Below are 26445 nucleotides of genomic sequence, written 5' to 3' on the forward strand. Positions count from 1 at the left end.
GCAAACTCACGTCTTCAATTGTCTGCCTAACACGAAGGCGCCGACTAAAAGAAACAAACTGATGCAAAGAATCACATGACTTAAATGGGTGACATATAGGGAGAACTCTCCTTGACTTGCCGTCGCTAGTGCCAAAATACTCTTTTGGGGAAAAAGACGACTGAACGTCGTGAACCAAGAATGTTGATCGCCGACTGTCCCAAAACTACCAGATAGAATAGTTGTTAAAACCAGACTGGCTGATGCCATCATGTTTGCCGTATCACTCGTGTTAAACAAACTCATCATAAAGGTCCCAAAACTAACTCCCAACCCACAAATTAAGGCAATCAGCCAACTGTATGTCGCGATACTAGTCCCTAGCTCTTGTTGAAACACAGTGCAAATAAGCAGGAAAAGACACATTGTAGTGAGGTAAAGTAGCAAGAATGAGCTAAGACATTGGGTTACTAGGTATCTCCCGAGCGTCATTGGCGAAACCAGTAACCGTTGCAGTTGATGTTGTTCCTTATCTTCGCCAACTAAGGCCGTCAGCTGTAAGCTCCCCATTAGTAAAAACATCATCATAAATCCGATGACTTTTGGCATAATCGGTTGTTCCTCCTCCAGTTGACTCTTCCCTGTCAACCATTGTGACAGCTCTTTGGCTAACTCTTGCTTTTTAGGGGTAACAATCTGAACGTCTCCTGTAGATGTAACTGATAGATAACCATCAAACTTCCCCATCATCAGTTCAGTCTTAGTCGGCGCTTCAGCAACGGCTGTGAAACGAAACGGACTATGGTCAGGTAAAGCGATCTCTCCCACAACAGCCAGCCGTCCAAGGACTGTTGGCTGGTTGCCCACATAGAAGGCCGTCCCGATAGAGGCAGCCGTTAAAATAAAGATTAAGAGCAGTTGACTCACTCGCTGTCTGTAACGATGTCTATTAAGCTGAAAGATAGCTCTCATAGATAATCCTCTCCTTTAAACAACTTTAATGACACGACAGCACCGATCAGCGAAAAGCTTAAAATAATCACGAGGGTGCTGACATAATCCTGAAAATTGCGATCATAAATCACTTCAAATATGGTAGTGATCACCTTAGTAATAGGGGAATATTGACTAATGGCTGCGATTTTATCTCCCAATACATAAATTGGGAAAAAACAGCCTGACAACAGTGCCAAAGACTGAATGATCAGACTTGTGAGCTGATTTGCCGTGGTTTCCGTTTTAAAAATGGTGCAAAATAATACTCCTAGGACAACTGCAAATAAATCCGTCGCTACTAATAAAATCCAAACCGCTGGCCAGTGACCTCCACCAAAGTTCACCTTAAATAGGCCATATAATAAAAAACCATCTAATGTGTACCAGAAAACTGAAAAAATAAATGTGGCGACTATTTTAGACAACGGAATATAATACGAGGGCACTGGTAACATAACTAGTCGCATATTCGGCAGTTTAATTCGTTCCTCCATAAACGCATTGGCTGAAAAGCTCGAACTTAACAAGGTCGCGAATAACATCATGGTAATGCCGAAATAATCCAGCGAGCCCATGGCATCGTTTCCTCCACCTCCCAAAAAACTTAAAATGATGACTAATAAAATGGGGAAGCCTGTGGCATAAGCCACCCAAAGCGGATTTTTCATGAGATTTAATAGATCCAGGGTCACCATTTTTCTGAGTTCGTACATTTTGTTCACTCCTTCTAACAGCAATGACTAATCACGCAAGGTTCTCCCTGTTAATTGTAAAAAAACCGTTTCTAGATTAGCTGACTCAATTGAAATATTTTTAATCTTGATCGAAAAGCTTAATAATTTACCAATAATACGATCTAAATTATCAATGTTTTTTAACGTTTTGATCGACACTTTATTGTCTGATAAGCTGGCTTCTTTTACCCCTTCCAAACTATATAGTTGATCAACAGCAATTAGCTTCCCTTCTGACACCTCAATCTCAATGAGTTGCTCATTTGCTACCGCAGCCTTCAATTCTTCTTTCGATCCGCTGGCCAAGATTTCCCCTTGATCAATGATAATGATTCGATCGGAAATTTCTTCGACTTCTTCCATATAATGGGTGGTGTATAAAATCGTCATCCCTTGGTCCCTTAATCGGCGGATGGCTGTCAGAATATGCAAACGCGACTGAGGATCAATCCCGACAGTAGGTTCGTCCATAATCAATAACTCTGGGCCATGAGCCATGCCACAGGCAATATTTAGGCGCCGTTTCATCCCGCCTGAGAAAGTCTTTACCACAGATTTCCGACGATCTCCTAGCCCGACAAAGGCCAAAGCCTCGGTCACCTTATTTTTAAGTTCCTCCCCCTTAAGGCCATATAACGAGGCAAAAAAAGTCACATTGACCTCGGCCGATAACTCTTCATACAGAGCTAAATCTTGCGGAACCACGCCGATTTTCCGTTTAAACCCTCGATCATTTGCCTGCAATTTTCGCTGATGAAAAAATAATTGGCCACTATCGTAACTGAGGGCACCTGTTAAAATATTGATTGTCGTACTTTTACCTGCACCATTTGGTCCTAAAAGACAGAGAATTTCTTTCTCATAAATACTAAAGGATAAATTTTTTACGACTTTTTTGCATTCAAATGTTTTATTAAGCTCTTTAACTTCTAGCAATGTTTTCATAGGCTCTCCTTTTACACTGATTGACGAAAAGTGATCTTCCCTCACTTTCCCATTCAGTATAAAAGTAAATCGCTCTAAATCCTATCCACCATTCGGTTGATATTAGGCAGTTTCTTGTAACAACTTCACTAAAATTAACAAGTTACTAGCTATCCCTAATCACGCCATAAGTCCTTATTTACAATACCCAGTCACTCATTTATAATGAAACCACACTGAAGAGTTTTTACTCATATGGCTAAAAGGAGGAAACGATGTCCTATCGATTTGTTACTGATTATCAAAACAATAACCTGTTACGCCAAAGTTTTTTTGAGTTAGCTTTGGCCACCTTTGACATTGATTTTAAGCCATGGTTTGAAATAGGCGCCTGGGACGATAATTATCGCTGCTATTCTTATGCGGATGGCGATCAGATCATCGCCAATGTTTCCGTCAATTTAATGACTGTTCATCATCAAGGTCAAAAGAAGCAAGCTGTTCAAATTGGGACAGTGATGACCCACCCTGACTATCAACAACAAGGTCTAGCTGGCAAGCTGATGGATCATGTTGTGACGCACTACGATCAGCGTGTTGCTTTTATTTATCTATTTGCCAACGATCAAGTCCTTGATTTTTATCCCAAGTACGGCTTTCAACCTTACGATGAAAGTCAGTTTACCTTTGCCATTGACCAACAATGGCAACCTCTTCCTAAAAACTACCGCCAGCTTAACTGCGAGTCGGCATCTGATTTGGCACTCCTTCGTGAGTTAGCCTTCAATCGACGTCCAAACTCCCAAAGACTCGGAATCAGCAATAATCCTAGCTTACTGTTATTTTATGCGACAATTGTTTTCCCTCATCAACTGTACTACTTTGAAAAGCAACACACATTAATCATCGGCGAACAATCAGACGATACCATAACTATTTTTGACGTTGTTCAAACGCAAAAAGAGGCCATCAAACCGTTGATCAGCCAGTTAATCACCAATGAGACCACCACTGGCCAACTTTTTTTTACAACTGACAATCAGGAGTTTCCCATAGAACAGCAGTTGCAATTCACAACGGAAGATCACTTGTTTATTCGATCCCAATCGGAGACTTGGTCCAACCAAACCTGTTTTCCCCTTACCTCTCACGGATAGAATTTAACCTCATAAAGAGAAATCAAATCACTGATTTCTCTTTTCTTATGACAATTATTTACATTCGATAACATTATTATAACAATACTGATATAAAAGTACCGATTACTAATCATTTATTGACAATATGCACGATTTGCCGTATCGTTATAAATATAATCTAAAAACTCTGCTTAAACAGCAGTTCAAAAATATCACGATAAAAGAAAAGAGGCGTCGGGTTGAACACACTGATTTTATATTCAAGTAAACATGGTACAACCAAGCGCTATGCCAAGGAAATGGCTGATCAACTTTTCCCCCAAGGACACGTGATACAGGTAGAATCAATTAATCATCATCAACTCAATCAGTTCGATACCGTTGTCCTAGGCACACCGATTTATGCTGGCCGCCCACAACGGGATATGAGTGCTTTCTGTCAAAAATTTCACGATGAGTTACTGTCAAAACGGCTCTATTTATTTGCTACTGGGCTGGCCTCTGGGGATTTAGCCAGTCGTGAGTTACAGGAAGCTTATCCAGAAACACTGCAACAACATGCACAAGAAAAAATATTTCTGGGGGGAGCTGTCGATTACCCTTCCCTCAATTTGTTGGAGAAAAGCGTCGTAAGTTTGATGCCTAAGGACGACTTTCACCTTGCTAATTTAAAAAAAGTGCAACAACTATCAAAGTTTAACAAACAATTGCTAAAACAATTCACTCAATCTATTACCCCCTTAATAGGATAGAAGGGGAATAATTCCGCCCTCCCTTAGATAGCAAATTAAAGGATTGACCAGATCTGGTCGGTCTTTTTTCTTTTGAGCTAGAACTGCGGAAGTCGAAATAAAGTTAACGACAATCAGCCTCTTCTCCTATACCACCCAAGCCTTGAGTTCGCTACGCTTGGCGGTAACTACTGGCGACTTGACTTTCACTAGCTAGATAAGTGCCATGCTTGGCACACCTCTAAAAATCGCCTTTTGCATGTTGCAAAAGACGATTCCTTTTTAACTTTATAAGAAACTATAGAGCTTGCTCTATCTCGTAGTTTAAATTCAGCTGAACGAGGTGTTCAGCTTTTCTTATTACGTGCTTTTATTTCCTCAAAAGATTTTAGTCCCACATAAACTTCTTCCTTTAGGACATTACGTTTGTATTTCTTGATGCGATAAAGATGATAAACAAAGACGGCCACATTTGCTGCCAAAGATAAGAAACTTGCAACAAATAAAGAGGCATTGTGATGAGTGCTCGCCACTGCAAATTGAGATTCTCCAACAAAAGCTGGGAAGGACATGGTAAACATCATCCAAAAAGCCAGTGTTTGAGCCCGATGTTGTAACCATGCGCCTTTTTTTATAAAGAACGCAGGAATTGTACACGAAATTAGCAGAGCTGCCCCAGCGTAAAACGCATGATCTGAAACACAATTATAGACATAGGCAAAATTCCACAAATCATAGGCAATGATCCAAAACCACATTTGATCTGGCCAAACCATGTCTTTTTGTTTATCTTGGCTAATCATTATTCCAACCCAACCAGAAATGGTCAAAATATTTAGAATCCCAGCCACACCGTTCATAATATTCCAAATACCACCATTCATCAGGACACCATCGATCATCCCTTGTAATGAATACACTTGAAAGTCGCGAATCACAGCTTCCATGATATTTATTGCTAGAATTAGCGGTGGAAAAAATAACAAATACTTATTAGTACTTGCTCCTTTGATAAAACGCAACGCTAAAAATCCCAGACAGCCTGCTAAAGCTGAATAGACTTTTACCCAATGAAACCAAGTTCCCGTGCTACTTCCGGCTCCAGCCGTCGTCGGCCAAACAAGAATCGTTAGAACAAGTGGCACTAAGGTAAATAACAACAACGCCACCCACTTATTCATTCGCGCTAATTCATTTAACCCCATTAAAACTGCAACAACTGCAACCCACATCAAACCAGATTGCCAAGTAATGTTTTCAAAGAAAAACATCTCCATTCCCCCATCTTCTCAAATAATTAATTTCACGACTAACAAGTCTTATCATACTCAAATTAATTATTTAAGCTATAAACAAAATGAGAGAATTGCCCAAATATCTGACAAAAATGCAAAATTGCCCAACTGTTTATTCGTCCTCTAACTGCTCTGAAATCCGTTTAACCATTCCAGAACTCATGCGCTCCACTCGATTAACCAATTCAACTTTTGGTTCTTTTAAATTGGTCAATAACCAATGAATCACCTGAGCCACCATCGCTCGACCGTAAAAATCGGCTATTTCCTGACGGAGGGAATCCGTTAATCTCTTGCCATCATCCGTTGTTTTCATCATCGTCAGTAACATCTCATACGTAATTCCGAATAAAAAACTTTCTAAATGATCGCGACTTAATGAGTGAAAAGTATTCATGCAAAAAACACGATTTTCTTCTATGTAGTTCAACACTTTCATTAATCCTACTTGCCAACTATCTAACTGAGTATAAGGCTTTAAGCTAGTTACTACTTCATTGTCATACGTCCATCCCAATAAATCATTAATATCCAAAAAATGATAATAAAACGTATTACGGGAAACGCCTGTTATTTCCGTGATTTGATTGACGCGAATTTTATCCAGTTCATTGCTTTCCATTAATAGTTTTAGAATATGCGACAGCGCTTTTTTTGTTACATACCCTTGCTCCATCGTGCCATCCCCTCTCTCTCTTTATTTTCTCACCCTTATTATACGGTCTAAGGGAGGTTTAGGATAGTAAAAAATGGACTCATTCCAACTTTTGGGAATTGAATTTGAATCAAAGAAAAACAGTTTTATCTCATTAGTCATAAATCTTCATTACAAAATGCCTTACCCTTTTGTTGTGTTGCTTTTGCCTAAAAAAAAAGAGATAATAAATAATGATCGAAATAAAAAAAAATGTCGACAGAGGTGTTAGCACCATCATGTCAACGAATTTAATCTGAAAGGAACGCTTGCATGATACCTAATCAATCAGGTCTTTTCACTAAATTAACGCCATTAACTAAAGAATTTATCCAGACTTCCTCCACTAGTAGCCTGATTATTGCCAGTCATAAACATAAACTAATCATCGGTTATAATGATTGGCGTGACCAATGGGAATTTCCTGCTGGAAAACGAGACGTAACAGATGCAGATAGTTACGCCACAGCAAGGCGCGAGTTTTTTGAGGAAACTCATCTTAGAGCAGAAAATTTGCGCTTACTCGGCTTTGTCACCATTCACACCTTTACGCTAGAAACACGCTACCGAGCAATTTTCACCGCCAACTTGACCCAATTTTCCTCTTTTATTCCCCAATCTGGCGACGAAATGAGCAAGCTAGCCTTAGTCGCTCCCACCAAATTAACGTCTTTAAATATGGCTGCTGGAGACTTGGCTATTTATCAGCAATTACAGAAAGAAGGGTTGTTTAATGTTTAACTATCATGACATTCAAGAAGGAGATCTTGCGACTACCTTACATTTAGTCAAAGATACCTTCGATTTGTTTCAAAAACCTGATTATACTGCTGAAGGGGTTCAGTCTTTTTATGACTTTATTTCTGAAGATCATATAAAACAGGCCTTACGAACCCATAAACTTCACTTATATGGGTGTTTTCACAATCAAATCTTAGTCGGAATTTTAGGCATTCGACAGCCACACCACATCTGTTTACTGTTTGTTGATCAAGCATATCATCGGCAAGGAATTGCCGCACAATTAGTCGCTAACTGGAAACAAACACTCAAACCAGGGGCAACGATCACTGTCAATTCATCTCCTTATGCCGTCCCTGCTTACGAAAAAATGGGCTTTAGCTCCACAAGTGCTTCACAAACAATTGATGGCATTACGTTCGTCCCCATGAGCTGTCTCCTAGATTAACTCGCTAAATAAAAAATGAAAGAGACCCCGACCGATTTACGGCAGAACTCTCTTTCACTTTTTAATCATACTGACAAACTAACTAAATTGTCTTCATTTTTTCCACTGGAAAATAAACAGAGGTTTCCCATTCGGAAACAGGTTTGTTGGTCATTGCAGACTCAACATAAATCTCAAATGGGGCTTGTTTACTTTGATAGTGATTCCCAGCCATAAACTCAACAATGGCCGCATAAGCTTCTGACAGATTATTATAAGCTCCACGATGGACGGTCACTAAGTGAGGACCGCCAGACAACACCCGTGTTGCCTGGGTATGATCTTTAACCGGAATGGCTACTTCTATATCCGTGTCTTCTTCTGCAAATTCAGAATCGTGATATAAAGCCATCGCTGGCCCTGTGGGAAAAGCTTGCAATTTCCCGATTTTTTCAAACAGCTTGCCAAACGCCTGATCAAATTGACTAATCCCCATCTGCTGTCTGACACTAATGATTGGTAACGGCTCTCGCTCCACCAACCTGATCTCGTAATTTTTCTGATAATCCATAATCTTTCCCGTCCTCTCAATACTTTTTAGATGGGCATCAAGCTCGTTAATTGCCGCTTGAATTTGATTGATATCTTTTGCCAATACGTGTTTTTGATTAACCAAAGCTGGAATTAACAACTCTTCAGTCGACATTAATTCCTGTATTCGCTGTAAACTTAAACCATAGCGTTTCAACCGATTGATCAACAACATTTGACTCATTTGATTTGCACTATAGTAACGATAATTAGTCAGGTTATCCACTTTACTCGGCAATAACAACCCAATCTTATCATAATGCCTTAACGTCTTAACTGTAACACCACAGGCTTTAGAAAATTCACCAATCGTTAACATTCACTTCCACCTTTCAACTTGATTCCCTCTAACATCAGATTAAGGCCGACCCTTAGGGGAGAGTCAAGTACTAATATTTCCTTCACTTTTATGACGCAAGCTAAGCAAGATGATGATCATCCCCAAGCAAGCTTGGACAAGACCGAATACCAAAAGGAGCGAAACACCTGACATATCCAGTAGCCAGCCACCAACTAAGCTACCAATCACATTCCCAAAGGTGACCCCAGCCATCATAAACGTTTGACCTTTTACGCGATCATTCGGAGCCATCCATTCGTTGATATAATGGGCATAAGCGGGCGTAATCAAAGCGAAGGATAACGCTTGCAACAGTTGCGCGGCTTGTAGTACCAGAAAATTGGGGGCTATCAGATAGATCATTGCTTTTATAAAGAAAAAGATAGCAGAGATCCGCAATAAAATAATCACATTCACTCGTTCTTCCAAGCGTTTAAACCCAAACATGGTAGGGATTTCTAAAAAGCCTGCAAGAGCGATTGCAAAGCCAATTTCCTTGCTGCCCCCACCAACATGGTGGACAATTTGAGGTAAATAGACATTCACGATGGTGTGAAAACTAAAGATAACGGCTACCCCAATTAAAAAGAGCAAAAAGCTGGGGTACTTTTTATGAAACTCACCAAGGTTTGTTGGCACTTGAACATCTGCTTCATGAGCAACGGATTGGTTAAGCTCTGGCAAACGCCAAACGATGAGCAACAAGACCAATGATAAACCTGTTGACAGTATGGGAATCCACAGAGTCGAGTGCTGTTCCAGCCAAAGTCCCATCACAAAAGAAAAAGAAGCGTACATCATCGAGCCTAATCCTCTTGAAAAAGAAAAAGATAAGTCGGCCCCCTCATTAATATAATCGTAAATAAGTGAGGTGACTAAAGGTTGACTATTAAACAGCAAGACGATCAACACACAATACAGGATTGCCATCAGCACTGTTTCTTTCACAAACAAGATCGTTCCCAAAGATACAACTGTACTTAAAGCTAGAAAAAACAGCATCACCCTACGGACAGTCATTCGGGGAATTTTATCGATTAAAATCCCTGTCATAAATTGTGCAAACACTGACAATAAGCTTCCTAATGCAATAATCAGACCAATTTGACTATTCGGCACAGTATTTGATAATAAAAAAACTGTCGCGAACCCTGAAATAGAACAAAAGGACATCCAATAAAATGCCTGCAGTAAATAGATGCGACCTTTCAAATCGCTTGTCAAGATAGCCAAAGAATCCCTTCTTTCTCATACATATCTCCATCATACCAAAAATCATCTGTAGAAAAAAGCCGTCTTTAGATATTCTTTTTGGTTCAATGTTGACAACTAATCCTTAATCGGGTTAACAAAAAAAGCAATAAGTCTTCACCTATTACTTCTTTAATGCAATATGTCAAATGACTTGTTGATTCGTCGAGGCTAGCTCTTAAGAAAAGTGCGGCTTGCCTTCTGTCAGATGGAGATAATAACCTGTTTCGTCAACCTCATCTAAGACAATTTGATTCATTTTATAGTCACCATAATAAACAAACAAAGATTTGATGATCAGTTTTCGAATTTCAGCAGTTTCTCGAATCAATTGTTTAGGCATTTTGATCCCTTTGACGAAAATCGATTTGGTGATTTCCTCATTAGATTCTGTATGATCTATCACAAAGAAAAAAATCAAGGATCCTCGGTAATTCAGGACAAAATAACGTGGCATCTCATAACTAAACGATATGTGTTGATTGGATAATGATACCAGATAAACTGACTCATTTTCCGCGATGGTGATATTTTTAGGTTGACTGACTTTTTGCGAGACTGGATCAACTAAAGGAACTTCCCCAAACTCCTTCAGCTCCTCTTCAGTTACTGGTCGTTTTTTAAAGTTCATCCTTGTCCTCCCTTTAAATTGAGTCGTCATAAAATCAATTTTATTATTTATCTTATTATTCCACACTCAGAAAAAAAGTCAACTTTTCCAACAAAACTGTAAGAAAACTACGATGGTTAGCCTGACGACTTAACGACGATGAAACTAACTCCCCCTGAAAGTTGCCTTTCAAGGGGAGTGGACTTATTCTTTAATTAAGATTGTGTAACCATCTTCTTGTTTAATTTTACGTTGTTTTAATAAAGAGCCTAAGGCACGTTTAAACTGTCCCTTCGAAATAGCAAAGGTCAGCTGAATTTCTTCAGGAGTGGATTTGTCCGTAAAAGGAATGCGACCATCAGGAGATTTCTCTAAAAAGGTTAAAATCATCATCGCATCATCACTGATCACTTCATGAGCGCGCGGTTTAACAGAGATATTTAAGACGCCATTTGGACCAATTCCAATGACCCGCGCTTTCAAGACTTCACCAATACGCGGCTCAATATAGCGCTCAGATGGGTGCAAGAAGCCCAGATAAAAGTCATCTGTAATAACATAGGTACCGATCACTTTCAACCGGTAAGCCGTTGCGATAACGTCTTTATTTTTAAAGTCTTCTTCATTTTTCGCCTGGCGACTAATCGCTTTAAAGATCGTTTCATCTGCCAAAGTTGCCCACATTCGATCTTTATCATCGACAGTTACAGCCACCATTAGCCGGTCACCCTTCTTAGGCCACAGTTCCCGCATTGTCGGCAGTTCATCAATCGATAAGACTATTTCCTTATCTGGTAGACCGATGTCAATAAAGGCCCCCAGATCTTTGCGAGTTGCCACGACCTCGCCAAAGCCATAATGACCTTGAGAGATCGTTGGGATGTTCGTCGTTATGCGGTTATCTTGCTTTTGATCGACATATCCATACCCCTCGACTGCCTCTCCTAATTGATGTTCCCCTTCACTTTTAGCCAACTTAAAGGTGATGCCATCTTTTTGCACAAAATAAGCGTGATTATTTTCATCGGTAATTAAACCAGTAAAGACTGTTCCTAATAGATTTTGCATGTTAATCTCCTTCTCATCATGAGTTCAACGTCACTGCGAGCTCCTGTACTGCCAATTGCTACGTGTGAAATGTTATCTCATTATAGCACAGAAGAATGAAAACTACATGAAAAAACGTAATGCCGCCATGGAAATAATTCCAACAATGACTGTCCACATCAGATCACGACTAATGACCCCAACCGCGATGGTCGGCAAGCTTGCCAATATATTTTCGTTATTAAATGTTGGCAACCCTTGACTCTGCTGGACCAACAGACCTTGAACAAAAAGGGCAGTCAGGATACACATTGGCAAATAGGATAAAAACTCGTTTAGTCCCTTGGAAAAAGTCAACTTTTTCGATAAAATAAAGGGCACAACACGCGGTCCCCAAGTGACCACCCCACACAAGACAATCGTTAAAACGATCATATTAGTTGCTGCCACGATTAACCACCATCCCAACTGTGCAACCAATTAATGTTGCGACGATTACACTCATTTCTGCAGATAACAACCCCATTAACAGATACAAACTGAACACCACAGACAGCAAGGTCACCACCGTCTGTTTGGTGCGTTTGCGCATCGGCAATTCCACTTGCAAAATAATTAACCCAATAAACATCGCAGTCAAAGCAAAGTCTAAACCAAATTGTTCAGGATTTGGGATCCAGTCTCCAATTAACCCACCAACGACTGTCGCAATAATCCAAGTCAGATACGCTGTTAGATTTAAGCCATGAGCCCATTTAGTGGTGACCTTTTTGCCATTTTGAATAGCTGTCATTAAAACGCCATAGGATTCATCGGTCAACAAAGTCCCTATGCCGATGGACTGCAACATGGTTTCCTTTTTAAAATAATCAGCCACAGATAAGCTCATCAAAAAATGCCGCAAGTTTACTAAAAAAGTCGTCAAGACAATCGGACCAATGGGACTCCCCATTAAAATCATCCCACTGATGATAAATTGCGCACTACCTGCGTAAACAATGATTGATAATAACATGATTTCAAAAACTGATAGTCCAGACCCCTTGCCGACAATACCGGCAGCTAAGCCAATACCCAGATACCCTAAAATGGTGGGGACACAGGCTTTAACTCCCTCATAAAAGCTCTGATAGCCTTTCGAATAACTCTCTTCCATGATAACCGCCTTTCAACAACCCTAACTTAATTGAATATTCAGACTATTTCACGGGCCGTAAATAGTTATCGTTTATCTTATCGTTAAATCGGTTAATTGTAAAGAGTATCTTTAGGTTTTCTGAAAAAAGCACGTCATTTTATTCCCCTTGGCCCTGATTTTCGTGGTAAACTTAAAGAAAAAGATCATCACTTAAACCATAAGGGGGAATCAGTCATGATTAAGCGCCTAACCACCACTTTACTAGGTATGCTACTTTACACCGTTGTCGCCTATGGTGGAAATTTAGTCACTGGAGTTGCCAAACATTCCAGCTTTTGGGAAGTTCTAGGAGAATCGCTGTTCTTCGGTATTTTTGTTTTTCTCTTTCAAAGCTTTCGTCGAAAGGATGCGACAGATGGCAAAAATGACAAAACCTCCTAAGGGTTTTGTCATTTTTGGTCTAAGTAAGCGAATCAACCATCGCCGGTGGTCGGCGTCTTTCCAATTAGTCGATCCCTTTATTCTGGTTCCTTAATAGCTGTAACCCTGCACCGATAATGCCTGCATTATTACTGAGCTGACTGAGGTGTAGACGATCGACTGCTGGCAATTGCGGGGCAATCGCATAGCTGGTTAATCGTTGTTTAATCCCTTCAATTAGAAAGGGCTGATAAAGGGATAAACTACCGCCAAAAACAATGGCTGCTGGATCAATCAAACAGATAATGCTGTAAACACTATGAGTGATTGAATCGATCATCTGGTTTATCAACGCCAAGGCAAAAGGATCTCCTTGTTGGTAACGCGCGAATAACTCGGCCGTTGTCAACTGATTATTCTGATAGTAACGCTGGCCTGCTTGAGTGATGGCTGGCCCTGACGCCAAGCCTTCCAAACGAGCAATTTTTTTCCCTTCTCTCGGATCAATCACTTGGGCTAAACCTACTTCGCCAGCAAACCCATTGCCGCGAAGAAAGTCGCCATTGTTAATAATGGCGCAAGCCACCCCTGTGCTGATCGTATAATAGACAAAAACAGCCTCGCGGTTCACCTTACTCGCCTGCCACTCGGCAAACGCTGCCTGATAAACATCATTATCAATCTGCAATGGTCGCTTGCCATATGTTGCTTCTAAACGCGCGGCAATTGGAAATTCCTGCCAAGGGAGATTATTTTGAAAGAGGGCAATTCCAGCCTGACGATTTACTTTCCCAGGAACGCCAAGCCCGATCCCTTGATAATCCTCGATTGTCGTATGGCTTTGTGCTAAAAAGTGATCAATCGCCCCTGTCACCGCTGCATACATGGTTTCAGCTGTGTCTGTTTGGCTTGGAACTGTTACTTTCCCCGTCATTTCTCCCTTTTCAGAAATAGCCGCAACAGCAATTTTAGTTCCGCCAATGTCAATGCCAATTGCCTCCTGCATCACAATCCCTCCCTTCTCTATCCCCTAAAAACGGCGTAGTTGCGATTGTCTCCTTGAGCTTTCCCTCTGCCACAAACCCTTCTGGTCGTTGGGCTAATTCCGCTATCAACAGCTGTCTTAAGACCTCAATCCGTTGCTGATAAGCAGCTTCATCGATCAAATTATGACATTCTCGAGGGTCGACGGCAAGATCAAAAAACTGCTCCTGCTGTCGTTGAGGAAACCAAATAAATTTCTCCGTTTTGGTCAAGATAAATTGACTCGAGTCCTCTCCTAAAAGATGTTCTCCATGAAGGTATTCCCGTTCATTTTGCCGATAGTCAAAGCCATCAATCCCCTTAACTGTTCTCCCCGTTGCAGCTGCTAGCAGCATGGGAAAGACATCTCTTAATTCCACCAAGGGTTGCGACTCTTGGTGCCAAGCGGGATTGTACATCATCAGTGGCACATGGACACTTTCCTGATAAGGATAACCTTTACGAAACAAATAGTGATCCCCTAATTGGTCACCGTGATCAGAGACAAACAAGATCACCGTCTCTTCCGTTAGCTGCGCTTCCTCTAACCCTTGTAAAAAACGACCAATTTGATGATCTAAATGGGTAATCAAGCCATAATAGCCAGCCTTCATGCGGTTTAATTCTCGAAGCGGTAGATAGCCTTTTTTGGCATCTATTAAGTGTGTCGGTTGCTTTTCTTCCCAGTCCCCTGCCGACACCGCTCCTAAAGCGCCTAGTTGATTGGCATACATCTCAAAATAATAGGCAGGCGGATTCAAGGGGCTGTGAGGCCGTGTATAGGATAATTTTAAAAAGAAAGGCATTGTCGGATCCCGTCTACTTAAAAAGTTAAGCCCCTCCATTGTCACCCAATTTGTCGGATGATAACGCTCCTCGTATGGCCAAGGACGTGCAACCCAAGAATTACACTCAAGCCCATCATCGATTAAATCAGCTCCTGGTACCTGTGCTTTTAGCCACTGCAGGTAGTCGTCTACCTGCTCATATTGACTGAGATAAGCTTTAGTCTGTTTGCGGCTTTCATGTAAATAACCATTGTGCAATAGCACATGATCAAAACCACATCGGTGACGATCAGGGTATACGTGCATCTTGCCAATTGCCTCAGTTTGATAGCCTTGTTGTTGAAATGTCTGAGCCATTGTCACTGGATAATTCCAGGGAACCTCGTCTTGGTAGCCAACTCTGCCATGATGTTCCTGTTTCAAACCAGTCATCAAAGAGGCTCTCGCTGGAATACAAGTTGGAACCCCACTGTAAGCATGTTGAAAATCAACGCCCTTTTCAGCCAATTGATCCAAGTAAGGGGTAGAAATAATCCCACTTGGATCATGACACCCAATAGAATCGTAACGCAGTTGATCAACCACTATCATCACCACATTTTTGTTCATCGCTTATTCCTCGCTTGTAAAGCTTTTATTGTAGGCGTACAGCAGACTCAATAAGCCTGCTAAGCCAACTAACATCAAACTAAGACCGACTGGACCGATCAGCTTTTGGCCATAAATGATCAACCCTAATGAGCCACTGCCAATCAGGACTGCCAATAGAAGTAACCCCCTTTTTCTATTCATTTGTGATGACCTCCCACTTGATTTCACTAGGATTTAAGAACACTTGATGACTGGCTCCTTGACCATTGTAAACTTCGGTTTGTTGAGGCTGATTCGTATTATTCACAATCGCATATTGGCCAAGGGCCGGGTAAGCGTGGACCTCACAATGAAGATTAGCACTGAACCACTTGGTCAATTCCGCCTCTTTAGTGGCTGCATAGTATAAGGCTCGTAACAGCAATCGCGTATTTTCCAAGCTGTAAGGCAAACCCGCCAAGTAAACAGTGCGCCCCTTGCCAAATTGATTAGCAGCCAGATGTATCTCACCATCACTGTATTCAATAATTTCCGTGGCCTCTGTTAAGGCGTAGATGTTTTTCATACTTTCACCAAAATCAAATCGTGTCACATCTGCGGTAATAAAGTGATCGCTTAAAGGCTCTGTAAAATATTTATCTGTCGACAGACTGAAGCCCAATTCTTTGTCGACTCCTAATGCGGTTGCCAATTGGAAGTAGTGCCCACCATGATGGGCGGCTGTCGGTTCTCCTAGACCTACAAATCCGCCGCCTTCTGCAATCCATTGCCGAATAACGGTGACCAGTTCTGGTTTTAACCAGTAATCCCCTCCAGAAAATGCGGTATGAGCGTCGCCACCATTGATCAGGACATCAACTTCTGCTGGTACCCCATTAGTCAGCAACTCATCAAAGCTTAGAAAGACCACCTTCACTGCAGCCCCACTTAAGGATTCCATCATCCCTAAGTATGAATAAATCTGTTTGTATTCCAGTGCGTGGGCTACCATGTAAGCTTGCCACGAACGCAAACTCCCCCAAGCATTTAAAACCCCCACGGTCAACCCGTTATATGGTGAAACAGTGGCAATCTTCTGATAAATATCGCGAAATTCATCGGTCACATGTTCCACATAATCGATAAACTTGGGGAATTGATACGCTAAACTTAAATAGCCGCCATAGCCAATGCGGTCAACTGGCTTTCTTAAAATGGCTCGTCTGGCACTCAACCAGTTCTGATTGGCTTCTACTACTGGATCATTCCCTTCATAAAAGGTATCTGGGAAGAAGTAAGGTAAAAAACGACCTTCCGTATACTTAACATGGGGAATTTCAGAGATCATCCGCAAGGTGGTCCCACCTCCGACACTACCAACAACAGCATCTAGCCCAATCTCACCAAAATATGGGCCATAAGGCTCCGTGCCAATCCAATTGTCACCTAAAAACATCATCGCCTCTTTGCCACTATCATGAACGATGTCAACCAGTTTTTTCGCCATTTGCGAAACAAAGCGTTGAATAAAGCGCAGATAGTCCTGGTATTCTGGTGTTGGCACTCTGAAAGTACTGTTGTAATAACCTTCATCGATAAATGTCTCTGGTCTTAGTCGATACCCATATTCCAACTCAAAAGCCTCAATCGCCTCAGCAGATACACTGGCGCCATAACCAAACCAATCCACAAATTTTTCTTTGCCCAGATCGTTAAAGACCAAGGTGAAATGATAAAAAAAGGTTGTAAATCTAACCACATCGGTATCAGGATTGTCCTTGAGCCATTGCCTTAAATAATCCGTCATAAAGGCCTGCGAATGAGGTTTGCGGACATCAAAGGGAATATCATGGGGCACCTCTCCCCAATCATTGGTAATATGATTGTACATTTGCGTCGGATCCCAAATGGCATCGGCCAAAAAAGAGACCGTGTATTCATGCCAAGGCTGACAGTTCTCGATTGTCAGTGTGTTCTCTTGTTGATTCAATTGCCAGTTTTCGCTAGATACCACCTGATTGGTCGTTCGATCGATGACTTCCCAGAAGCGAGTCACATCGTGTCGATAATCTGGTTTGATCTGCTGATCAAAATACCCTTCCATAAATCTGATCGTCAATCGTTCACCCGTGGCCATTTGATAAGGGGACATCAAGTATAGTTGTTGACACTCATCCAGATGTTGTTCAGCAAATTGATTATGATTACGAGCCACAAAATAAGTTGTGTAAATCTTGGCTTCCAACTTTTTTAACGCCTCATCCAGCTTCGTACCATCACTGTCCCGTAAAGCATCGGCGCCCCAACGGGTCATGATTTCCTTTGTTTCATCTAAAAAGTGACTCTCACTCGGTAGTGTCACTCGTCCATGTGATTTCGACATTGATTTTGCCTCCATTATTTGATCCCACCAGCAGTCATGCCTTGGGTTAATTGTTTTTGAACCAACATGTATAATAGTAACGTTGGCAGCATAACGATGACTAAGCCTGCATACATCTGACCATAGTTAGCAGCCGCTTTTTGTGCCGTCATTAAATTCATCAAGCCCACGGGGAGTGTCTTGTTTTCACCAGGCATCAGTGTTAACGCAATGATGTATTCATTCCAAAAAGAAAGAAAATTGAATAAAATCACGGTGATGATGCTGGGTTTCGCCATGGGAATCATGATTTTCACCATTGTGGTAAAGTGGCTGGCACCGTCAACATAAGCCGCTTCTTCAAAGGTTTTTGGCAATGTTCTAAAATAACTTGAAAGTAGGTAAATTGTAAATGGTAATGACGTCGTACCATAGACAATTCCTAAGATCACAATATTATCGATAAAAAGCCCACTGCCAAATAAATTGGTCAACCACTTATCTCCTGCTAAAAGCATCAGGAAAATCGGCACGATGATGTAATTAACATTGATGAACAGGCCAGCCATAAACAGCCCATTAAAAAAGCCACGTCCCTTAAACTCAAAACGGGATAAGACATACGATGCCGGTAAGGCCACCACCAACAAGACGATCAGCCCAATCAGTGTTACGATCACTGAATTTAAAAAATAAGCGCCCATATTAGCCTTTTGAAAGGCATCGATAAAATTTTGAAAATAGAAACCTTTAGGTAACGTCCAAGGGCTGCCGTAAAACTCAGCATTTTGTTTAATCGAAGCAAGAAAAACCCAACCAACGGGAATGATAATGGTCAACGCCAATGTTAGCAAGGCGACATATATAAACCATTTGTATAAACGATTGGTCTTTTGGCTTTGTTTCTCCATTTGTGTCGCCTCCTTAATATTCATAAATTTCTCGTTTGGTTATCCGATTGACGATGGCTGACAAAGCAAACGAGAAGATAAACACCACAACACCAATTGCCATCCCATAACCATAAGATGAGTTAGTATAGGCTTGTTTATACATGTAGCTTAAGAATACTTCCGTTGCTCCGTCTGGTCCCCCTCCTGTCATAGTTTTAACAAATAAGAAACTCAAATTAATCGAGCTGATAATAAAGAAGGTCAGAGTCGTCCGTATATTATTCCAAATTAGGGGCAAGGTAACGCTGGTAAACTGCTTGATTCTACCCGCTCCCTCTAAGGCAGAGGCTTCATACAGACTCTCAGGAATCGCTGCCATACTGGCCATATACATGACCATGTAATAACCAATAGCTTGCCAGATCATCGCCCCAGCTAAACTATATATGACAATTTTTTGATCCCCTAACCAAAGTTGTGTGACCTTCTCTAAATTAATCAGCTTCAAAAAGCTATTCAACAAGCCGGTTTTAGGATCATATATCGCTGAAAAGATGGCGGCGATTACTACCACAGACAAGATGTTGGGAACATAAAAAATCACTCGGAAAAAGTTTTGTCCTTTTAGTTTTTCTCGTGATAAAATAGCGGCAAAACCGATGGCAAAAACCATGGTGATCAACGTGACCAAAACAATCAAGACAATCGAATTTTGAAATGAACGGAAAAAATTTAAATCTTTAGCTAAAATCTTAAAGTTAGCCAACCCTACAAACGTCTTCGAAGCAGAATAGCCGCCCCATTTAAATAACGACATATAGAAAACATTGACTGTTGGGATAATCATAAAAATGGTAAAGAGAATAATCGCTGGCGCGAGGCAAATAATGACAAAACGACGTGTTTGCCTTTGACGATTTTTAGTAGTCATAGCCTTTCCTTTCCGATTGAATAAACAATAGCGGTTGAGTCAACCACTATTGCTTTGACTGAATCCTTATTTTTTAGCTGCTCTTAATTGATCACTGGCTTGCTGTACAGCATCCTGCCATTGTTTAACTGTCTTATCACCTGATACCACACTATCAATCGTGCCAAATAACACATCTTTCATGTTAACGCCTTCAACAGCATCCGTTGAGGCAAAGCCACCCATTACCGCTTTAGCCCCATCATCATAAACACTGTAGAATAATTTATTCTCGCCCTCCAACTTATCAGAGATCCCTTGGATTGGCTGAATGGCATTGGCTTTAGCAAAGATATCAGCTGCCTCATCTGAATACATATAGGCAATAAACTCTTTTCCTTGTTCTTTATTTTGGGCCTCGGCTGGCATCCAAATTTGCTCAAAGAACGTAAAGGAGTACCGATCTCCCCCTTTTTCAACCGCTGGTAAGGCAGTAAAGCCCCACTCAAAACCAGCTGCTCGAGGTGCTTCGGCCATTTCACCGGTAATCCACGTGCCATTTGGCATAAATAACGCCTTATTATCCAAAATCAATTGTTGATTTTTGGTGAAATCTGTTTTATTCGCATTGGCCACTGTGGTTGGTTCCGTGTATTCAGCCAGTTTAGCAACAATTTCGAATGCCTCGGTCGCCTCAGGTGTTTCCCAAATGCCTTCCTCGTAATTCATGGCTTGATTGTAAAAATCAGGACCACCAATTTCTGCCAATAAAGCAAAGAAAAAGGAATCAAAATAGCCTGATACAGGATATGTAAATAAGGATATCTTTTCTTTTTTGGCTTTTTCTCCTAGTTCCCACATTTGCTCCCAGGTTTCCGGAACTTCCCAGCCTTTTTCTTTTAAAAGAGCGGCATTAAAGAATAATCCATTGGGGCTGTAGAACATTGGGGCTAAATAGGTCTTGCCATCACCGTAAGGATTTGTCGCTAAGGTGTCAGTAAAACCAGGAATCAATTTTTCAGATACCTTTTGGTCTTCTCCGGGAACCGTCATATCCAAAACAGGGCTCAAGTCTTCTAGAGCATTATCCTTAATCAATGTCTCGGGCAACGCTTCTTCACGACTCATGGCTACCATGACCACATCAGGAAATTTGCCAGCTTTCATATTAGGACTAATCACACTTTCAATGTTCTTATCCAATGTTAACTCTACTGTTAAGTCAGGATTTTTGGCCTCATATGCCTTGACGACTTCTTTCCACATATCGGCACCATAACCAGACTCTAATGCGGCAACTTTTAGTACCTGTTTCTCCTGCTTCCCATCAGCTTGCTCATCTTTAGTACCACAAGCACCAAGCATACTAACCGCTAATAAAGCTGTCCCCACCCATGCCAAACTCTTTTTAATTCTCATTTTAACTTCCCCCTTATCTTTTTGATGTCTCAATCCTAACCTATATAAAACGCTTCCACAATCAAGATATTGTTCAAAATTATCGATTTATTGCTATAATGTCATTATATAGCAATTTTTCACAATACGGAGGCGATAATTTTGAGCAATGAACGGTATGAAATCAATCATTCAAGCCATATTCGCAAGTTAGCTTTGAACTTACTCTACGTCACAAAATCAAAATATGAACCTGACTGGCACAGTACAGTTCATACTCACGACTTTACAGAAATGTTTTATGTGCTTAAAGGAAAAGGAAATTTTATCGCTAGGAATCAACGTTTTCCGGTCAAGGAAAATGATTTAGTCATCGTCAATCCCCACATCGAGCATACGGAAGAATCCGTGGAATCCTCTCCGATGGAATATATCGTTTTAGGCGTTGAAGGGTTGGCGTTTAATTTGCCTCAAGACCAGACTGATGTCGAAAAAGACTTCACTTTTTTCAACTACAGCGATGAAAAAAAAGAAGTCTTATTTTATTTAAATGATTTATTAGAAGAAATACAAACCAAACGTCAAGATTATGAAGTCGTTTGTCAAAACCTCATTGAAAATCTAGTGATTCGCATGTTGCGTTACTCCCAATTCGAATTAGAAGAAGTTAGCAACCAAAAGCTTAATAAAGACATCGCTTTTGTTAAACATTATATTGACACCCACTATCAACATGAGCTGACCCTTGAATCCTTGGCGGAGATTGCGCACATCAATAAATTTTACCTCGTCCATCTGTTTAAAGATTACATGAACGCAACACCGATTGCCTATTTGGTTCAAAAAAGAATTAAAGAAAGTCAGACTCTTTTAGCCTCCACTAACTATACCATTTCACAGATTTCCAGTATTGTCGGCTTCTCAAGTCAATCTCACTTTTCTTATACCTTTAAAAAAATCAACAACTTGACACCAAAGGAATATCGAGAAATCAAAAATAAAGAAAAAAGCTGAGAGTCTCAGCTTTTTTCTTTTTATAAAATGGCCAATATAATAAAGTTTAAAATAAACAAGCCCGTTACTAACCATAAAATAGGTGAAATTTCTTTAGTTTTACCTTTAGCTAGCTTGACGATCACAAAGAAGATAAAACCGGCAGCAATCCCATTCGAAATGCTGTAGGACAAGCCCATAAAGACTGAGGCAAAGAAAGCAGGTACCGCATCTTCTAAATCTGTCCAATTAATGTCCTTAAAGGAAGCCATCATCATCACACCTACTAAAATCAAGGCTGGCGCCGTTGCTTGGGCTGGTACAACACTGATTAATGGGGAGAAGAAACTACTTAACAAGAACAAGCCAGCGACAACAACGGAGGTTAAACCAGTACGTCCACCTACGCCAATCCCTGCAGCACTTTCAACAAAGGTTGTTGTATTAGACGTTCCAAAAATCGCCCCAATTGAGGTGGCAATCGCGTCAGAGAACAAGGCTTTGTCCATTTTAGAGTTAAAGCCTTTGCTGTCTTCAAGAGCGGCTTCATCTTCTTTACTGAAGATACCCGTTCGGCGACCAGTGCCGATAAATGTGCCGATCGTATCAAATGTATCAGATAAACTAAAGGCTAAGACAGTCATTAACACTTGAGGTATTTTGGCTGTATCAGCAAACAGTGAGGGTAAGCCTTTGGAACCAAAAGCGGCACCAAAAGTCGTTCCCAATTCATTGATTGAGCTACTTAAAGAGTTCGTTTTAAAATCTATTGTGCTTAAATCTACAACACCCATTAGGATACCAATAATGGTTGTCCCGATAATTCCGATTAAGATGGCGCCTTTTACATTCATAATGACTAATACAATCATTAACACAATCCCAATCACCGCCAGTAAAACCCCTGGATTGTTAAAATTAGCCAAGCCAGGAACAATCCCGCCATTCATTGTAACATTTGTGGCTGCGTCGCCTTCTACCACCGAACTTGTAATGGTATTGGAATCAGCTGAAAAACTTAATAAATTGGCATTTTTAATCCCAACGTAAGCGACAAAAATCCCAATCCCACCACCAATCGCATGTTGCATGCTCTCGGGAATGGCTCTGATAATCAATTTGCGAATTTTGGTCACCGTAATGATGATGTTTATCACTCCACAAAGGAAAACCATTCCCAATGCTTGTTCCCATGAATAACCTAAACCAAAGACAACTGTGAAGGTAAAGAAGGCATTTAACCCCATGCCAGGTGCTTGGGCATAAGGAACATTGGCAAACAGCCCCATGACGAGCGTACCAATTGCGGCAGAAATAATTGTCGCTAAGAAAACGGCCTGAAATGGCATTCCTGATAACGATAAAATAGCTGGATTGACAAATAAAATATAACTCATGGCAAAGAAAGTCGTAAAGCCTGCCATCACTTCCGTACTAACATTGGTATTATTCTCTTTTAATTTAAAAAACTTGTCCATTTGATTTTCCCAATCTCCCTTGTTGCAATTTTTGTCAATTAAAATCCGTTAAAACCGAACATTAAAAACATTAAAAGATAATTGCATTCGCCTTTTAATCAACATAGACTTATTATAGTCAAGATTAATTTTATTTACAACATTTTTCTCAATATTTACTCATTTTTTCTTTTTATTGTTCGTGTTTAAGGGTGTTTTATCTTTTTTGACGGACATTACGACAGTTTACAGAACCAAAACAGAACTAAACAACCGTGGACCTTTCTTTTCTCGAAAGATCCACGGCCCAACATTTTTTGGTCCTCTACTTAGGTACGACATTATTCCTGCCCTAAAGTCAACAATCGATTAGGCTAACCCTTCGGTTCTTCGCTAATTAGTCGTTTTCCACAAAAATTGGATTTGAATAAAACCACATTTCACTATAGTTCCGATCGTTTTGATTGTTAAAACGTTCTTCATTATCCTCAGCAGTTGGTTCCTCAATCGTATCAAAGGTCCGATCCTGCAAGGGCTCTCCATCTTTGGTCTTTTTGTCGACATTATGGCCTAAGTTTGTCCCACGCAGACGATAATAATGGTTTTTCCCATCATTCTTCACTTTATATGTAATGACATTAAACCCTTCCTCATCAACTTTCCAGTCGCTTTCAGTAAAGCTAGCTAGCACTTTTGTTGACTCATTAGTGGTTTTTTTATAATCCGGTGAGCTTTCAGGGATTTTATCAGTGACTTCACCAGAAATTAAATCAACGTGGTCAAGTTTAACTTCATTTGTCACCTCTGTCTCATGTTCAGTGATAACTTCAAAGTTATTAGTTTTAGGTGATTTAAAACGAATCGTGATCTCATACTCATCTTCAGAAACAGCTAAAGTTTCTCCCATTTCAGCCTTGGCCCCACTGTCTGCTGCTGTAAAGTCCAGCTCGTTAATCAAATCTCCAAAGGTTGAAAAACTTTTCCCTGACCGTAGCCCCTCACCAATATCGTTAAAACTATCGCCTTTAATAAATGTGTAATTTTTAGAGTACTCTCCTGGCCAGTAACCACTTGAATAAAGGCGGTTCTTACTGACTTTAAAATGATAATCTGAATTTGCGTAATTCCAGAAACGGCGCCCTTCTCCTAACAAGGCATCCCAGACTCCCCCGACTTTTGCAACCAAAACGTCGGTTCCACCATAGGAATCAACCAATTCCCCTCGATTACCACCTGATGCCATCTGATTGCCTAACATTCCTTCAAATCCAAAGGCAATTTCTGGTGCAATGTCATTCATTTTACGAATATCTTCAATTTCAATTTGGTTATCCTCTCCATTTTTGCGAGAAGGATGATTCAGGATCAAATAACTGTCAGGATAATTTTCTTTTAGCCAGGCTACAGCTTTAAAGGTATTAGCCTTGGTATCATCATTTTCCCGTTTCCCTAAGCGCTCAATATCTTCTTTAGAAAATTGGTCTGCCTCCGTTTCTTTGCCATACAAGTACTCAAAATCTTTAATTCCTGCAAGTGATTCTTTTCCTTTTTCATCAATAATTCCTACTGACGCATGATCTAGTCCTAAAACATCCCATTCAAAACCGGAAAATATTTTGGTATCCTTAAGCTCGCCTGCTGCTTCCATTGATTTTATTAATTTTTGCTGTTCTTCAATTGCCTTATAAGCTGGAATGCCATCCCCTTCAAGTTCCTTACCATTGATGTCACGGCCAGACATCCTCAAATGATCCGCAATAACCAACCAATCAAACCCATTATCAATACCAGTTAGAATCAGTTTTTCTACAGAATCATTGGGATAGTCCGTATCATTCGATTGAATGGAATGTGTATGAAATTCTCCTGGACGCCACTGTCCTTCAGCCTCACTGACCTCCTTCTTTGAGGCTGCTCCTGTTGATCCTTCCGTTTTCTCATTTCCTCCTGAACTACACCCACTTACAGCAACCAGACTAATGACAAGAAATGCGACTAACGTTCTTTTTCTCATAAATGACCCTCCATTATTTTTTAATTGTCAACTCCCCTCATTTAATATTGCGGTTAAATGAACAACACCTAAGAGGAAACAATCAATTGATTCAATTGTAACCCTTTCCATTTTTTGTATCCAACAGACGAATAACAAAAAATGTCGTCAAAACAATCAAATAATTTCATATGCCTGTCTTTCATGATGAGGTCTTCGTTAGTCAGTCCACAAAAAAAACGCCCCTAGAGGGACGTTAATTACTTTTCTGAATCTAATACGTTCTTAGCAAAGACCGCTGCTAAAACACCACCAATTAGCGGTGCCACGATGAAGACCCAAACATCTTTCAAAGCATCGCCACCAGCGAAAATTGCAGGAGCTAAACTTCTTGCTGGATTGACAGAAGTACCTGTCAATTTAATGCCAAGTAAGTGGACCAATACTAAACCAAAGCCAATGGCTAATCCGGCAAATTTGCCGTCGCCTTTTTTCCCTGTCACACCCATAACAACCGTGACAAAAACAAAGGTTAAAATAATTTCAATGACAACTGCAGCGAAAGTGCCAACTGTTGCTGTTGAATTTTGCCCTAAATTGCTCGTTTCCAATCCAGCACTGTTTAAAATAAATAATAGCGTGGCAGTTGCTAAAAGTCCACCTAGAACTTGCCCAATGATATAAATTCCTGCGGTTTTGGTATCAATTCGTTTATTGACCCACATGCCAATTGTCACAGCTGGATTTACATGACAACCTGAGATCGTCCCGATTGAATAGGCCATTGCCACAATCGATAAACCAAATGCCATGGCAATGGTCAGCACGTCTTCTCCCCCGGTCACTACTGCAGTTCCTGTTCCAAAAAGAACCAAGACAAATGTGCCGACAAATTCAGCCAACCCTTTTTTTAATTCCATCTTCTTCCCTCTTTTTCATTTTTATTTGCCTTCATCTTGATGAGAGACACCCATATTTTACTACTTAAAAAAAAGAAATAA

General features: G+C 40.6%; 27 protein-coding genes. 6 read left to right on the forward strand and 21 right to left on the reverse strand.

The window, feature by feature from the left end:
- Positions 1-6: 6 nt before the first annotated feature.
- The 3 genes from I6N95_RS06400 to I6N95_RS06410 are packed head-to-tail and all read right to left on the reverse strand — an operon-like array spanning position 7 to position 2654.
- Positions 7-951: an ABC transporter permease gene (locus tag I6N95_RS06400; protein WP_209525800.1), complete on the reverse strand. Its 945-nt coding sequence runs from the start codon at positions 949-951 to the stop codon at positions 7-9.
- Positions 948-1688, reverse strand: a complete 741-nt coding sequence (locus tag I6N95_RS06405) for an ABC transporter permease (RefSeq protein WP_209525802.1) — start codon at positions 1686-1688, stop codon at positions 948-950. The genes I6N95_RS06400 and I6N95_RS06405 overlap by 4 nt, the downstream gene beginning before the upstream one ends.
- Before the next feature lie 27 nt (positions 1689-1715).
- Entirely contained in the window at positions 1716-2654 is a 939-nt protein-coding gene (locus tag I6N95_RS06410) for an ABC transporter ATP-binding protein (RefSeq protein ID WP_209525804.1), read from the reverse strand.
- A 254-nt stretch (positions 2655-2908) separates the two neighbouring features.
- Between I6N95_RS06410 and I6N95_RS06415 the strand changes: the two genes are divergently transcribed.
- Together I6N95_RS06415 and I6N95_RS06420 are read left to right on the forward strand one after the other, a co-directional pair.
- Positions 2909-3790, forward strand: a complete 882-nt coding sequence (locus tag I6N95_RS06415; RefSeq protein WP_209525806.1) for a GNAT family N-acetyltransferase — start codon at positions 2909-2911, stop codon at positions 3788-3790.
- A gap of 221 nt (positions 3791-4011) precedes the next feature.
- A complete protein-coding gene (locus tag I6N95_RS06420) occupies positions 4012-4524 on the forward strand; it encodes a flavodoxin domain-containing protein (RefSeq protein ID WP_209525808.1) in 513 nt (170 codons plus the stop codon).
- A gap of 326 nt (positions 4525-4850) precedes the next feature.
- Here the strand turns inward: I6N95_RS06420 and I6N95_RS06425 are convergent, their stop codons facing one another.
- Together I6N95_RS06425 and I6N95_RS06430 are read right to left on the reverse strand one after the other, a co-directional pair.
- Positions 4851-5774, reverse strand: coding sequence for a DUF5692 family protein (locus I6N95_RS06425; RefSeq protein WP_209525811.1), 924 nt, complete (start codon positions 5772-5774; stop codon positions 4851-4853).
- A gap of 136 nt (positions 5775-5910) precedes the next feature.
- Positions 5911-6474, reverse strand: coding sequence for a TetR/AcrR family transcriptional regulator (locus tag I6N95_RS06430; protein WP_209525823.1), 564 nt, complete (start codon positions 6472-6474; stop codon positions 5911-5913).
- A 291-nt stretch (positions 6475-6765) separates the two neighbouring features.
- Between I6N95_RS06430 and I6N95_RS06435 the strand changes: the two genes are divergently transcribed.
- A complete protein-coding gene (locus tag I6N95_RS06435) occupies positions 6766-7233 on the forward strand; it encodes an NUDIX domain-containing protein (RefSeq protein WP_209525825.1) in 468 nt (155 codons plus the stop codon).
- Positions 7226-7681 carry a GNAT family N-acetyltransferase gene (locus tag I6N95_RS06440; protein ID WP_209525827.1) on the forward strand — a complete coding sequence of 152 codons (456 nt, stop codon included), beginning with the start codon at positions 7226-7228 and terminating at the stop codon, positions 7679-7681. Before I6N95_RS06435 ends, I6N95_RS06440 begins: the two co-directional genes overlap by 8 nt.
- Before the next feature lie 82 nt (positions 7682-7763).
- On the opposite strand, the gene I6N95_RS06445 is transcribed toward I6N95_RS06440, so the two are convergent.
- From I6N95_RS06445 to I6N95_RS06470, 6 genes are all read right to left on the reverse strand, one after another.
- Positions 7764-8570 (reverse strand): MerR family transcriptional regulator, encoded by an 807-nt coding sequence (locus tag I6N95_RS06445; RefSeq protein ID WP_209525829.1) that lies wholly within the window; start codon positions 8568-8570, stop codon positions 7764-7766.
- Positions 8571-8633: 63 nt separating this feature from the next.
- The gene (locus tag I6N95_RS06450) at positions 8634-9824 is read right to left on the reverse strand and encodes an MFS transporter (RefSeq protein WP_209525831.1); all 1191 of its coding nucleotides are present in this window, start codon (positions 9822-9824) and stop codon (positions 8634-8636) included.
- Between the two features lie 196 nt (positions 9825-10020).
- Positions 10021-10473, reverse strand: coding sequence for a hypothetical protein (locus I6N95_RS06455; RefSeq protein WP_209525833.1), 453 nt, complete (start codon positions 10471-10473; stop codon positions 10021-10023).
- Positions 10474-10656: 183 nt separating this feature from the next.
- On the reverse strand, positions 10657-11520 hold the full coding sequence (locus tag I6N95_RS06460) for a CvfB family protein (RefSeq protein ID WP_209525834.1): 864 nt from the start codon (positions 11518-11520) through the stop codon (positions 10657-10659).
- A gap of 102 nt (positions 11521-11622) precedes the next feature.
- A complete protein-coding gene (locus I6N95_RS06465; protein WP_347340536.1) occupies positions 11623-11949 on the reverse strand; it encodes an AzlD domain-containing protein in 327 nt (108 codons plus the stop codon).
- The gene (locus I6N95_RS06470; protein WP_209525835.1) at positions 11936-12655 is read right to left on the reverse strand and encodes an AzlC family ABC transporter permease; all 720 of its coding nucleotides are present in this window, start codon (positions 12653-12655) and stop codon (positions 11936-11938) included. The genes I6N95_RS06465 and I6N95_RS06470 overlap by 14 nt, the downstream gene beginning before the upstream one ends.
- A 216-nt stretch (positions 12656-12871) precedes the next feature.
- On the opposite strand from I6N95_RS06470, the gene I6N95_RS06475 reads away from it, so the two are divergent.
- Positions 12872-13078 carry a hypothetical protein gene (locus I6N95_RS06475; protein WP_209525836.1) on the forward strand — a complete coding sequence of 69 codons (207 nt, stop codon included), beginning with the start codon at positions 12872-12874 and terminating at the stop codon, positions 13076-13078.
- 64 nt (positions 13079-13142) lie between these two features.
- On the opposite strand, the gene I6N95_RS06480 is transcribed toward I6N95_RS06475, so the two are convergent.
- From I6N95_RS06480 to I6N95_RS06510, 7 genes are all read right to left on the reverse strand, one after another.
- Entirely contained in the window at positions 13143-14063 is a 921-nt protein-coding gene (locus I6N95_RS06480; protein ID WP_209525837.1) for an ROK family protein, read from the reverse strand.
- Positions 14041-15477, reverse strand: a complete 1437-nt coding sequence (locus I6N95_RS06485; protein WP_209525838.1) for an arylsulfatase — start codon at positions 15475-15477, stop codon at positions 14041-14043. Before I6N95_RS06485 ends, I6N95_RS06480 begins: the two co-directional genes overlap by 23 nt.
- A 3-nt stretch (positions 15478-15480) precedes the next feature.
- Complete coding sequence (locus tag I6N95_RS06490; RefSeq protein ID WP_209525839.1) at positions 15481-15660, reverse strand: DUF6903 family protein; 180 nt, start codon at positions 15658-15660, stop codon at positions 15481-15483.
- Positions 15653-17821, reverse strand: coding sequence for a 1,3-beta-galactosyl-N-acetylhexosamine phosphorylase (gene gnpA, locus I6N95_RS06495; RefSeq protein ID WP_209525840.1), 2169 nt, complete (start codon positions 17819-17821; stop codon positions 15653-15655). Before gnpA ends, I6N95_RS06490 begins: the two co-directional genes overlap by 8 nt.
- A gap of 14 nt (positions 17822-17835) precedes the next feature.
- On the reverse strand, positions 17836-18711 hold the full coding sequence (locus I6N95_RS06500) for a carbohydrate ABC transporter permease (RefSeq protein ID WP_209525842.1): 876 nt from the start codon (positions 18709-18711) through the stop codon (positions 17836-17838).
- 13 nt (positions 18712-18724) lie between these two features.
- On the reverse strand, positions 18725-19624 hold the full coding sequence (locus tag I6N95_RS06505; RefSeq protein ID WP_209525844.1) for a carbohydrate ABC transporter permease: 900 nt from the start codon (positions 19622-19624) through the stop codon (positions 18725-18727).
- Between the two features lie 66 nt (positions 19625-19690).
- Positions 19691-21022, reverse strand: coding sequence for a carbohydrate ABC transporter substrate-binding protein (locus I6N95_RS06510; RefSeq protein WP_209525855.1), 1332 nt, complete (start codon positions 21020-21022; stop codon positions 19691-19693).
- 141 nt (positions 21023-21163) lie between these two features.
- Between I6N95_RS06510 and I6N95_RS06515 the strand changes: the two genes are divergently transcribed.
- Entirely contained in the window at positions 21164-22015 is an 852-nt protein-coding gene (locus tag I6N95_RS06515; RefSeq protein ID WP_209525857.1) for an AraC family transcriptional regulator, read from the forward strand.
- A gap of 20 nt (positions 22016-22035) precedes the next feature.
- Here the strand turns inward: I6N95_RS06515 and I6N95_RS06520 are convergent, their stop codons facing one another.
- From I6N95_RS06520 to I6N95_RS06530, 3 genes are all read right to left on the reverse strand, one after another.
- Complete coding sequence (locus I6N95_RS06520; RefSeq protein WP_209525859.1) at positions 22036-23472, reverse strand: NCS2 family permease; 1437 nt, start codon at positions 23470-23472, stop codon at positions 22036-22038.
- Positions 23473-23848: 376 nt separating this feature from the next.
- On the reverse strand, positions 23849-25465 hold the full coding sequence (locus I6N95_RS06525) for a CehA/McbA family metallohydrolase domain-containing protein (RefSeq protein WP_209525861.1): 1617 nt from the start codon (positions 25463-25465) through the stop codon (positions 23849-23851).
- 239 nt (positions 25466-25704) lie between these two features.
- The gene (locus I6N95_RS06530) at positions 25705-26364 is read right to left on the reverse strand and encodes an aquaporin (RefSeq protein ID WP_209525864.1); all 660 of its coding nucleotides are present in this window, start codon (positions 26362-26364) and stop codon (positions 25705-25707) included.
- Between the last annotated feature and the right edge of the window lie 81 nt (positions 26365-26445).

Origin of the sequence: Vagococcus allomyrinae (assembly GCF_017829975.1) — a bacterium.
Lineage (GTDB): Bacteria > Bacillota > Bacilli > Lactobacillales > Vagococcaceae > Vagococcus_D > Vagococcus_D allomyrinae.